The 10,983-nt window shown below is 45.0% G+C and carries 13 protein-coding genes; 9 read left to right on the forward strand and 4 right to left on the reverse strand.

Features of this window, described 5'->3' with window-relative positions; genetic code table 11:
* On the forward strand, positions 1-1,105 hold a 1,105-nt coding region (locus ACJ751_RS24010; protein WP_407748072.1), incomplete at its 5' end, for a hypothetical protein.
* Positions 1,106-1,120: 15 nt separating this feature from the next.
* Here ACJ751_RS24010 and ACJ751_RS24015 read toward each other — a convergent pair.
* Genes ACJ751_RS24015 through ACJ751_RS24025 form a run of 3 tightly spaced genes read right to left on the reverse strand, consistent with a single transcriptional unit; the run spans position 1,121 to position 3,420 of the window.
* Entirely contained in the window at positions 1,121-1,573 is a 453-nt protein-coding gene (locus ACJ751_RS24015; protein ID WP_407748073.1) for a DinB family protein, read from the reverse strand.
* A 44-nt stretch (positions 1,574-1,617) separates the two neighbouring features.
* Positions 1,618-2,196: a hypothetical protein gene (locus tag ACJ751_RS24020; protein ID WP_407748074.1), complete on the reverse strand. Its 579-nt coding sequence runs from the start codon at positions 2,194-2,196 to the stop codon at positions 1,618-1,620.
* 27 nt (positions 2,197-2,223) lie between these two features.
* The gene (locus ACJ751_RS24025) at positions 2,224-3,420 is read right to left on the reverse strand and encodes a thiolase family protein (protein WP_407748075.1); all 1,197 of its coding nucleotides are present in this window, start codon (positions 3,418-3,420) and stop codon (positions 2,224-2,226) included.
* A gap of 185 nt (positions 3,421-3,605) precedes the next feature.
* Between ACJ751_RS24025 and ACJ751_RS24030 the strand changes: the two genes are divergently transcribed.
* The 8 genes from ACJ751_RS24030 to ACJ751_RS24065 all read left to right on the forward strand — a co-directional run bounded on the left by ACJ751_RS24030 (position 3,606) and on the right by ACJ751_RS24065 (position 9,784).
* Complete coding sequence (locus tag ACJ751_RS24030; protein ID WP_407748076.1) at positions 3,606-4,445, forward strand: DUF6438 domain-containing protein; 840 nt, start codon at positions 3,606-3,608, stop codon at positions 4,443-4,445.
* Between the two features lie 114 nt (positions 4,446-4,559).
* Positions 4,560-5,612 (forward strand): 23S rRNA (adenine(2503)-C(2))-methyltransferase RlmN, encoded by a 1,053-nt coding sequence (rlmN, locus tag ACJ751_RS24035; RefSeq protein WP_407748077.1) that lies wholly within the window; start codon positions 4,560-4,562, stop codon positions 5,610-5,612.
* A gap of 265 nt (positions 5,613-5,877) precedes the next feature.
* Positions 5,878-6,159: a DUF1778 domain-containing protein gene (locus ACJ751_RS24040; protein ID WP_407748078.1), complete on the forward strand. Its 282-nt coding sequence runs from the start codon at positions 5,878-5,880 to the stop codon at positions 6,157-6,159.
* Entirely contained in the window at positions 6,156-6,653 is a 498-nt protein-coding gene (locus ACJ751_RS24045) for a GNAT family N-acetyltransferase (RefSeq protein ID WP_407748079.1), read from the forward strand. Before ACJ751_RS24040 ends, ACJ751_RS24045 begins: the two co-directional genes overlap by 4 nt.
* 303 nt (positions 6,654-6,956) lie before the next feature.
* Positions 6,957-7,586 (forward strand): Spy/CpxP family protein refolding chaperone, encoded by a 630-nt coding sequence (locus tag ACJ751_RS24050; RefSeq protein WP_407748080.1) that lies wholly within the window; start codon positions 6,957-6,959, stop codon positions 7,584-7,586.
* 103 nt (positions 7,587-7,689) lie between these two features.
* Positions 7,690-7,986 (forward strand): hypothetical protein, encoded by a 297-nt coding sequence (locus tag ACJ751_RS24055; protein ID WP_407748081.1) that lies wholly within the window; start codon positions 7,690-7,692, stop codon positions 7,984-7,986.
* A gap of 342 nt (positions 7,987-8,328) precedes the next feature.
* Positions 8,329-9,072 (forward strand): pseudouridine synthase, encoded by a 744-nt coding sequence (locus ACJ751_RS24060; protein ID WP_407748082.1) that lies wholly within the window; start codon positions 8,329-8,331, stop codon positions 9,070-9,072.
* Positions 9,065-9,784 carry an RluA family pseudouridine synthase gene (locus ACJ751_RS24065; RefSeq protein WP_407748083.1) on the forward strand — a complete coding sequence of 240 codons (720 nt, stop codon included), beginning with the start codon at positions 9,065-9,067 and terminating at the stop codon, positions 9,782-9,784. The genes ACJ751_RS24060 and ACJ751_RS24065 overlap by 8 nt, the downstream gene beginning before the upstream one ends.
* Before the next feature lie 72 nt (positions 9,785-9,856).
* On the opposite strand, the gene ACJ751_RS24070 is transcribed toward ACJ751_RS24065, so the two are convergent.
* Positions 9,857-10,983: amidohydrolase family protein (locus tag ACJ751_RS24070; RefSeq protein WP_407748084.1), on the reverse strand; the 1,127-nt coding region annotated here is incomplete at its 5' end.

Consider the following 10,983-nt stretch of genomic DNA (forward strand, 5'->3'; position numbering starts at 1 on the left):
CGTATTGTTGTTGTTGTGCTCCATTCAAATGTACATCAACATTCAGCAGTTGTTAGGTAGTGATAGCCAGCGCAAGGAAGGTTCTGATTTTATTTCCATCTCCAAAACCATCACCAATGAAACCATGGGCCAGCTGGAGAAGAACCTGTTCAACGCCAATGATATTAAAGACATTGCTGACAAACCTTTTGTAGAAGGCGTATCGCCGCTCACCGCCAACCGCTTCCGGGTACAATTAAGCGCTGGTGACATTATTCCCTTCAGCACCGATATGTTCCTGGAGTCGCTGGACAATAACTTCATCGACACGGTTCCTCCCAACTTCACCTGGAAGGAAGGACAGGATTACATCCCCATCGTTTTCTCTTCCGACTTCCTGGAAATATACAACGTGTTTGCGCCCGGTTATGGATTGCCGCAATTATCGGCAGAAACCGCTTCGCAGGTAGTAGTATTCATTACCTGTTACGGACAAAATGGGGAGAAGCAAACTTTCCGTGGTTCCATTGTAGCGTTGAGCGATCGGGTTAATTCCATCATTGTTCCCAAAAACTTCCTCGACTGGGCCAATAACAAATTTGGCAATACCACCGATGTAAAGGCTTCCCGCCTGTATATAAAAACCAGGGACGCCAACAATCCTGATTTTTTAAATTACCTGCAACAAAAGAATTATAAGGTAAACAAGGATAAAACAAAATTCGGCCGCGTAAAGCAGGTGCTGCAGGGCATCTTTAGCGGACTGGGTATTTTTGGTTTGCTGGTAGTGATCCTGGCGCTGATGCTGTTCTCTTTCTACCTGCAGTTAATGATAGCCCGCAGTAAAGACAACCTGCAATTATTGTTGATGATGGGCTACTCCCCCAACTGGCTTAGTAAAAATGTGTCAAAACAATTTATTCCCGTATACGTATTGGTGGTGCTGGTTGCCCTGGCGCTCACGGAAGGCATGCAATGGGCCTTTCATCATTTCGCCATGTTCGACCGGCCGGAACTGTCGTCCCTGTTGCATTGGGGCGTATTATCAACAGCCATCTTTTTAATTGGCCTGTCGCTGTTAACCAATTATCGTATGGTGAGGAAATTGTTGTATAAGCTGGTGTAATTCCTTCGACTTCGCTCAGGAGCCAAATATCTGTTTCAGGTGATGCTCCATGTGCTCTACATAATCGATCGCCAGCCATTCGAGGGTCTTTGATTCACCGGAGGGAATAATAATGGTATAGGGCAGCTTCTCAGCAGGAATAGTGCTGATAATATTGACTATTTGCCTGTTCAGCATGCTCCATAATTGCAGCATATGCTCAAGCGGCAATTGCTGATACCGGTTAATAACCACCAGGTCGTCCTGCTGATATCTTAATACAGTATAAGGCTGAGGAAAGCATTGAATATCGGTAAACCGCTTCAGGTTATTGATAGCCGAATCAATTAAATGACCCAGTATTTCCTGTTTCGACCATTTGCCCGGAGCGGGCCTGTTCAATAAAATTGCCTGGGAGAACTGGTTGAAATGCTGCGGAACTTCCTGAATGTGTTTTTCCAGCTGGGATAAAGCGGTTTGCAGATCCATAATTATTTGGTTGAGCTTGCAAACTAATAATACTTATCTTCTTATCAATACTTTCTTTTTGAACGGTTCATCCGTTCATACTGCTTGCTTACAAACTCACGGGAAAAAGTTTCTTTTACGGTAATGCGCACCCCCGCAGCGCGCCATTGATCAACCAGCTTGCACAACGTAGTATAACTGGCATAGTTACTTAAATGAAATTCATTATCATAAGTAACCCCTTTATAAGTAAACAGTAACGTATTATTGTTACCATGCGTTGCCTGGGGTGTTAAAAGCCCCTCACGACGAATACGATAAATAAACCCGTCGTAGGCGTTTATATGCAATTCTATGCTGGTATCCTTAATAGGATATCGCTCCTTTCCTACTTTTATAAACGAGGTTGATAATGTTAACAACCGGCTATCGAGCGACCGGAAGTTGAAGACCGTCTTTTTTGAAATACCCGCGTACACCAACGGGATAGCCCATATGCATAAAGCCATCCATAAAATGTACGCAGGTATAATATCACAGAGAAGCAGGTAAACTATAAACATGCCCACTATATACAACACCACTAAAAAACGCGCATACGGGTTGTATTTGTAAATAAGCGTGTTGAGTACGGTTTCCTGCATAAAAGTTTATAAAATTATTTCTACATTCTAAACACCCTCATAAACAATGGCTGCGCCTTGTCCAACGCCAACGCACATGGTAGCCAGGCCATATTTGCTACCGCGCTTTTTCATTTCATGCAGCAAGGTAGCGGAAATGCGTACGCCACTGCAACCCAACGGATGACCAATAGCAATAGAGCCACCGTTCACATTTACTTTGCTGGGGTCCAGTTTCAGATCCTGCATACAGGCAAGGGATTGCGCCGCAAATGCCTCATTCAGTTCAATCAGATCGAGATCATTAACAGTAAGACCTGCTCGTTGTAATGCTTTTTGGGTGGCCGGTACAGGACCAATACCCATAATGGCCGGGTCAACACCCGCTACCGCCATCGATACAATGCGGGCCAACGGTTGCAGGTTGTATTTCTGTACTGCTTCTTCACTGGCCAGCAGCATAGCGGCAGCGCCATCGTTGATGCCCGATGAATTACCTGCCGTAACGGTTCCGTCTTTTATAAATGCAGCACGCAGGCCCGACAGTTTTTCCATGGAGGTAGAACGCGGTGGCTCGTCTTTTTCAAGGAAGATCTTTTCATCCTTCCCACCAAAGATCTCCACGCCGCTTATCTCATTCTTCCATCTGCCTTTTTCCAGGGCGGCAAAGTATTTTTCCTGGCTTTGCAGGGCAAATTCGTCCTGGGCCTGGCGACCTATTTTCCATTGCTTAGCCACATTCTCGGCAGTTTCGCCCATGGAGTACGGGTAGTATTTATCGGTGAGTTTTTTATTGGAGAAACGCCAGCCTATAGTTGAATCCACCACTTCAGGCGTACGGTTCCAGGCGCCGGATGATTTCAACTGCACGAAGGGGGCGCGGGTCATGCTTTCTACTCCACCGGCAATCAGCAGTTCGCCATCGCCACACATAATGGCGCGGGCTGCATCCTGAATGGCCTGTAAGCCTGAGGCGCATAACCGGTTAACTGTATTACCGGGCACGGTAACCGGTAATCCAGCCAGCAAAGCGGCCATCCGGGCCACATTCCGGTTGTCCTCCCCCGCCTGGTTGGCATCGCCGGCAATTACATCTTCAATCGCATTCACATCGATGTAGGCATTGCGTTGCAATAATGACTTAATCACATGAGCCAGCAGATCGTCGGGGCGGATGGTACTTAATGCGCCACCATATTTTCCAATAGGTGTTCTAACCGCATCTATGACATATACTTTCTTCATATAGTTTTTTGTTTGAGCATCCTGAGCGGAGCCAAAGGATAGCGTCCGCAAAGTAATTGTAAACAATTCAATTGTTAAGCAAAAGATTACTCATTAAAACAGCCGGAAAGCATTAATAACCATATTTTCGCGGCCATTTTATGAAAAATCCTAAAACAGTGCATCTTACATCAAATCGTTCCGTTATGAAACAGACCATGTATTTATTTGTTGCCGCCCTTTTCTTTTCGTGTCAGCAGCAAAAGCAAATTACCGCCGAAACCACATCCATTAAAGGCGACTGGCAAGGTGCCATTAAAAATGATTTTCACGCCCGCAGCCGGTTTATCAGCTTCGAAGATTCCGTTTGCACCAACAGCCAGCCCTGGGGCAATGATTTAAAGTATACTATCAACCACGATACTATATTTATTCAAAGCGCGCCCAGTGACAAATACCAGCAAAAATATCAGTATACGATCCTGAAGCTGACCAACGATTCGCTGGTATTGTTTTCAGACTCTACGGACGGTATTCCTGCAGAAACAATCGCCCTTACAAAGATCGAAAAGAAAAATACCGTTCAACCATCCGCCATCTACTTTGCCAGTGGCGCCTGTTTTGGCACCTGCCCTTCTATGTATTTTGAAATAGATTCTGCACGCAACTTCACTTTCTACGGCGAGCGGTTTGCCGATCCCAAAGGTGGCGCCCGTGGTAAATTAAGCGCGGCCGAATATGAATCCATTCTTAACCAGATCAATAAAATGCCGCTCGATTCCCTGCAGGAATTTTACCGCGCAGGTTATACCGATGCCCAAACCCGCGCCATAGCCATTGAAGCCGGTGGCAAGTTGATTAAAAGCACCGTGTATGGGTCTGAAAAAGAGCCGGTAGAATTGTCAATCCTGTTGAACAAACTGATGCATGTGTATGAGCATGTGTCTTTACAGGCCGATACTACCGTAACCCTCGACTATTTTTCAAAACATCCCGCAGCAAAACCCACTACAACGCTGACTATCTTCCCCGAACCTAAAAACTAAGGTTTTGCTAAAAACAAGCCGTATCAACAGGTAAAATGCGTTGACATACATATTACTACCTATCAACGACCGGGCCGGTTAGCTAATCCGCCCCGGTCGTTGTATCTTTGCGGCATGTTAAAAACGGCACAAAAGAACATCAGGCAGTTGAGCCTCTCTTCGCTGGAACAATATTTTGAAACCCTGGGCGAGAAGAAATTCCGCGCCAAACAGGTGTATGAATGGTTGTGGCTGAAACAGGCCCATTCTTTCGAGGCCATGACCAACCTCAGCAAAGAGCTGCGCGCCAAACTGTCCGAAAACTTTTCTCTGCCGGCTTTAACTGTAGACGCCACCCAGTATTCTGCCGATGGCACTATTAAATCGCGTTTCCGCACCACAGACGCTCACATGGTTGAAGGTGTGCTGATCCCCACAGACGAGCGTAAAACGGCTTGTGTGTCGTCACAGATAGGCTGTTCGCTCAGCTGCAAGTTCTGCGCTACCGGCTATATGGACCGCAAACGCAACCTGGAGTTTGATGAGATCTATGATGAAGTAGTGCTCATTAACCAGCAGAGCGAGCGTGTGTATAATAAAAAGCTCACCAATATCGTGTTCATGGGCATGGGTGAACCCCTGCTCAATTATAAGAATGTAATGCATGCCATCGAACGCATCACCTCTCCCGAAGGACTGGGAATGAGCGCCCGCCGTATCACCGTTTCTACTGCGGGTGTGGCCAAAATGATCAAACAGCTGGGTGATGATAAAGTGCGGTTCAAACTCGCGCTTTCACTGCATGCAGCCAACGATGTAAAGCGTAATGAGATCATGCCCATCAACGAGACCAATAACCTCAGGGCATTGATCGAGGCGTTGAATTATTTCTACCAGAAAACAGAGAATGAGATCACTTTCGAATACATCCTCTTCAAGGACTTTAACGATAGTTTAAAGGATGCCGATGAACTGATCAAGATCTACCGCCAGGTGCCTGCCGACCTCGTGAATATTATTGAATACAATCCCATCGATGCCGCCCGTTTTGAAAAGCCCGAAGAAGATACCGTAAATCAATTCATGGCCTATCTCGAACGCAACCGCGTAAACGCCCGCCTGCGCCGCAGCCGCGGTAAAGACATCGATGCGGCCTGTGGACAGTTAGCGAATAAAGACCAGTTGTAACCCCCAGCCCCTAAAGGGGAGTTTTGCACAACATAATTTTGAAGGCCGGGCATGTACCCGGCTTTTGCGTTCTATGAGCTTTACTTGCTTCGCACTCTTGTACGTCCGGTTCGCTATTCAGCTTGTTATTACTTAAAATGAATTGATAATCAATACACTTCGCAATTCGCAAATTGCGAATTGAAATAATACTTTACAATGGAATAATTCCTTAGACTGAATATTGTACGGATATTTTCCGTACATTTACTAAAACTTTGAAGATATGAAAGCTTTAGAAATGACAAGGTTTGATGCAAGATTGTCTGCTGAACAGAAAGAATATTTTGAACTGGCAGCGAATTTAGGTGGGTATAAAACATTGTCTGAGTTTGTAATATTTTCAGTGAGAGCTCAGGCCGATAAAATTATTGAAAAGCACAATGCTATTTTGGCTTCTCAGAAGGATCAGGAAATTTTCTTTAACGCTATTATGAATCCTGGCAAGCCTAATAAGAAACTTAAAGAAGCTGCCACCCGATATAAAAAGTTAATAGCAGGAAAATGAGTTATTTGACAATTCCTTTGAACGCTTCTCATAAAAAGAAAGATTTTAACTGCGGAAAGCCACTTCTTGATAACTATTTGCATACGCAGGCAAAACAGGATGTTAAAAGGAAATTATCGGCTTGCTTTGTACTTGAAGGCGACCACGGCATTGTACAAGGATATTATACGTTATCCAGTGCTTCCATTAAAAAAGATATACTCCCTGAGGCAATTGTAAAGAAATTACCTCCAGCTTATAGAGATTTTCCTGTTACATTGCTTGGCAGGCTGGCTGTAGATAGTTCTTACAGAGGGAAACGCCTGGGAGAATTGCTTTTATTAGATGCTTTAAGAAGATGTTATGATGCTTCTGAGAATATTGGCTCAATGGCTGTGATAGTAGATCCGTTAGACAGGGATGCTGAAATGTTTTATTTAAAGTATGGCTTTATAGCATTACCAGATAGTGGCAAAATGTTTATACCAATGGAAACTGTTTCAGAATTGTTTTAATAAAGTAGAACTTACTGTTAAAGTAATAACTTCGACATTTGATATTGGACATTCAACATTCGATATTTCTATTGTTCTTAACCTTTTCATTTCTAATTCTTAATTTTTAATTCCTCCTTTAACAATTCCCTCCGCTCATCCCCAAAACTCTCCATCTACGAAGATTTTCTTACCTCCGTTAAACCTGTGGGCCTGGTAGCCGTCTACTTTACTGTTACGAGATTATTTAACAAACCCTGCCAGAGGATTCACCCCTCAACCGGCATCTAACAAAAAAGATAGAAAACAGTAAAATCAGAAATTATGAAACAGGCATTTATAGGAATGGTACTGGCTGCTTTTGTAGCTACTACCGCTTGTGCTCAGGATCAATCATTAAGCAACGACCGTCCCCCCATGCACCGTCACCACGGCGATGCCCTGGCGCAGCTGAACCTCACCGATGATCAAAAGAACGAGATGAAAACCATCAATGATGACTTTCATCAACAAATGACCGATCTTAAAAAGAGCGAGGATAAGATAACCGTTACCGAGTGGAAAAGCAAGATGGCTACCATACGCAAAGACCATCATGAAAAAGTGGAAAAAGTATTGACCGATGAACAAAAGGCCAGTCTGAAAAAAATGCATAAAGAACACGGCAACCGCTTCCGCCAGGATAAGCAAAACCGGATAGAAAGAATGAAGAAAGAGCTGAACCTGACCGATGAACAAACAGCCGCCGTGGAAAGGAATCTTAGTGAAAGCCTGATAAAAATAAGAGGCGTACATGATGACAAATCACTTACCGACGATCAGAAGAAAGTACAATACAAAACCCTGCACGATCGGCAACAGGAAGGCCTGAAATCGATCCTTACCCCTGACCAATGGACTAAATTCCAGGAACTGAAGAAAAATCACGGGCACGGAAAGCCTGTTCAATCATAAAAGTTCCCTTTATTATTGAGGCTCTTCCCGTTAAAACGGGAAGAGTTTTTTATTTCGTACCTTCGCCGCTCACTACTGTTGGAAAACAGCAAACTACTACACAATGGCACAAGGTTTTAACAAGTTTATGGGTAAGGGCGACAGCGGCGCCAAAAAGAAAGAACGCATCCGTCAGGAAAAGAAAAAAGTCCGCCAGGAAACCAAAGAATACTTCGAAAAGAAAAAGCAGGAAGCCAGGGAAGCAAGGGCTAAAGGCCAGGCTGGTGGTTATCAGGCGGATAGAGGTAGACAAGAACATTCGGATAAAAAAGCGGACTTTAAGGCACAAGGAAGAAAAGCCACCAGCTTCAGAGCGCAAGCTGTAGGTAAAACAGCCGAAGGCAGAACGCCTCAGGAATAAGGGTTCAAACCAAAAGCCGGAGGGAAAGCTTCAAGCTTCAAGCCGCAAGCCACAAGCAAAACAGCCGAAAGCAATACAGGAAAAGCATCAAGCTTCAAGTCACAAGCTGCAAGCAATACAGGCAGAAAAGCACCAACCTCCTTCCCGACGCGTCGGGAGGATCGGGGGGAGGCCAAAAACTTCAAGCCTCAAAATTCAAGTTTCAAGCCTAAAGCAGAAAGCAAAACAACCACAGGCCACAAGCCTCAGGCGACAGGTAATAAACCTGTGCTGATAAAAGGTAAAGCTCAAAAAGGGGAGACCCAACCAGCAACTGATAACAAGCCAGCGCCAACCGGCTCTATGCCCCTGAACAAATTTATCGCCCATTGCGGCATCTGTTCACGTCGCGATGCAGTTGACTTCGTGAAAACAGGTAAAGTGATAGTGAATGGCGCCAAAGTATTGGAGCCTGGTCATAAAGTAACCGATAAAGACGATATTAAAGTAAATGGCAAAAAGCTATTTGTCAGCAGAAATCTCGTTTACATTCTGCTCAATAAACCCAAAGACTTCATCACCACTACCGAAGACCCGCAAGGCAGAAAAACGGTAATGGACATCCTTCGCAATGCTACCGAAGAACGGGTATATCCCATTGGCCGGTTAGACAGAAACACCACCGGTGTTCTGTTACTCACCAACGATGGCGAGCTGACGCAAAAGTTATCGCACCCCAGCTACGAAATAAAAAAGATCTACGAAGTAAAGCTCGACAAGCCCCTTACGAAAAAAGACTTTGAAACCATCCTGAGTGGCGTTACACTCGAAGATGGCATTATTTCGCCCGATTCAATGGCTTATGCCGACTCAAAAGACAAAAGCGTGATCGGTATCGAGATCCACAGCGGTAAAAACCGCATCGTTCGCCGCATCTTCGAACACATGGGCTACGATGTGCGCAACCTCGACCGCGTAATGTATGCTAACCTTACCAAGAAAAATGTAGACAGAGGTAAATGGCGCTTCTTAACCGAAAAAGAAGTACGCCTGCTGAAATTCCTGAACGCCTCTTATACGAAAAACAAAAACGCTACACGTGGTTAAAGCATCATTGGAGATCATTGCAGAGAACGATCATTTTATAGTCATTAATAAACCGCCGGGATTATTAAGTATTCCCGATCGCGAAGGAAAAGAAGCTTCCCTCAAAGAAATATTACTACAGAAATACGGACAAATATTCACCGTTCACCGGCTCGACCGTGAAACCAGTGGCATCATCGTATTTGCCAAAGACCCGGAAACGCATAAATTCCTGTCGCAGGCTTTTGAAGAAAGAACGGTGGAAAAGTATTATCAGGGCATTGTGAATGGCACCTTAGCCGAAAAACAAAAAACGATCGAGGCGCCCATTGCCGAGAACACGGTAAAAAGAGGGGTCATGATCATTCATCAAAGAGGTAAACCTGCCATTACCGATTATGAAGTGCTGGAAGATTTTGGCAAATTCTCCCTGCTGCAGTTCCGCATTCATACCGGCCGCACCCACCAGATCAGGGTGCATATGCAATATGTTGGTCATCCCCTGGTGTGTGATGAATTATATGGTGATGGGTTACCAGTAAAAATATCTTCCTTTAAACGAAACTATAAGCTCAGCAAGAACGAGGAAGAAGAAAAACCCATTCTCGCCAGAACCGGTCTGCATGCCCAACGGTTACGTTTCACCGATATGGAAGGGAATACATATGATTTGCAGGCGGAGATGCCTAAAGATATGAGAGCGTTATTACAACAATTAAGAAAGAATGCGTAAGAAGTTGAAAAGTTGACCAGTTAACCAGTTGACGAGTTAACTGGTCAACTGATTAACTGGTTAACTGGTTAACTATTTGTACACAATACCATCTTTCATAACGAAAGACACCTTCCCCATCACCTGAACATCTTTAATAGGATCTCCTTCAACTGCAATTATATCCGCCAGTTTACCTTTTTCGATACTGCCTATCTTGTCATTTACTCCAATCAGATCAGCAGCTGAAACAGTGGCCGATTGAATGGCTTCCATCGCCGGCATGCCCACTTCCGTCATATAAATAAATTCCATCCAGTTCTTGCCATGCGCATACACGCCGGCATCGGTGCCAAAGGCAATCTTCACACCTGCTTTATAGGCTTTGGCAAAAGTGCTTTGTATTTTTGGTCCTATCGCCAATGCTTTGGGTGTTACCAGTGCAGGATAATAACCTGGTTTCTTTGCGGAGTCAGCCACCGATCTTCCGGCTGTAATGGTAGGCACATAATAAGTCCCATGCTGCTTCATTAACTGCATCACCTCTTCATCCATTAAGGTGCCATGCTCGATGCTGTTCACCCCTGCCCTTACGGCCCTTTTCATGGCTTCGGCGCCATGACAGTGCGCAGCCACTTTATACCCATAATCATGCGCCGTTTCAACAATGGCCTTTATCTCGTCCTCGGTAAACTGTGGGTTCTCCCCGCTTTTGGCAACGCTTAAAACACCCCCGCTGGCGGTGATCTTTATTACATCACTCCCCTCTTTATATCGCTGCCGTACGGCCTTGCGGCATTCATCAGGGCCATTGACCACACCTGCTTCCGGGCCAGGATCACCCATCAGATCGTCTCTAAAGCCATTGGTAGGGTCTGCATGGCCACCCGTAGTAGCAATGGCCTTACCTGCTGTAAAGATGCGCGGACCTTTGATCAGTTTTTTATTGATCGCATTTCGTAGTGAAATATTAACGCCAGTGCCGCCCAGGTCGCGCACCGTGGTAAACCCGGCCATTAGTGTACGTTCTGCAAACACTACCGATTGACAAGCGTAATCAGCCGGGTTGTAAGTAAACACCTCCTGGTATCTTGTAGGACTGGTTTCATGTTCAAGATGCACATGACAGTCGATGAGGCCGGGAAGAACGGTTTTGTTTTTAAGATCGATCACTTTATCGGTGGCCGCCGGCTTTGTATAACCAGCCTGTACCTCCGTGA

The organism is Niastella sp. (genome assembly GCF_045805085.1).
GTDB lineage: Bacteria > Bacteroidota > Bacteroidia > Chitinophagales > Chitinophagaceae > Niastella.

What these genes read in the sequence shown, in the direction of transcription:
- ACJ751_RS24030 (WP_407748076.1), top strand. Translation starts at nt 3,606, where the DNA reads ATGAAACAGACCATGTATTTATTTGTTGCCGCCCTTTTCTTTTCGTGT.
- ACJ751_RS24040 (WP_407748078.1), top strand. Translation starts at nt 5,878, where the DNA reads ATGAAAGCTTTAGAAATGACAAGGTTTGATGCAAGATTGTCTGCTGAA.
- ACJ751_RS24045 (WP_407748079.1), top strand. Translation starts at nt 6,156, where the DNA reads ATGAGTTATTTGACAATTCCTTTGAACGCTTCTCATAAAAAGAAAGAT.
- ACJ751_RS24020 (WP_407748074.1), bottom strand. Translation starts at nt 2,196, where the DNA reads ATGCAGGAAACCGTACTCAACACGCTTATTTACAAATACAACCCGTAT.
- rlmN (WP_407748077.1), top strand. Translation starts at nt 4,560, where the DNA reads ATGTTAAAAACGGCACAAAAGAACATCAGGCAGTTGAGCCTCTCTTCG.
- ACJ751_RS24055 (WP_407748081.1), top strand. Translation starts at nt 7,690, where the DNA reads ATGGCACAAGGTTTTAACAAGTTTATGGGTAAGGGCGACAGCGGCGCC.
- ACJ751_RS24025 (WP_407748075.1), bottom strand. Translation starts at nt 3,420, where the DNA reads ATGAAGAAAGTATATGTCATAGATGCGGTTAGAACACCTATTGGAAAA.
- ACJ751_RS24050 (WP_407748080.1), top strand. Translation starts at nt 6,957, where the DNA reads ATGAAACAGGCATTTATAGGAATGGTACTGGCTGCTTTTGTAGCTACT.
- ACJ751_RS24060 (WP_407748082.1), top strand. Translation starts at nt 8,329, where the DNA reads ATGCCCCTGAACAAATTTATCGCCCATTGCGGCATCTGTTCACGTCGC.
- ACJ751_RS24015 (WP_407748073.1), bottom strand. Translation starts at nt 1,573, where the DNA reads ATGGATCTGCAAACCGCTTTATCCCAGCTGGAAAAACACATTCAGGAA.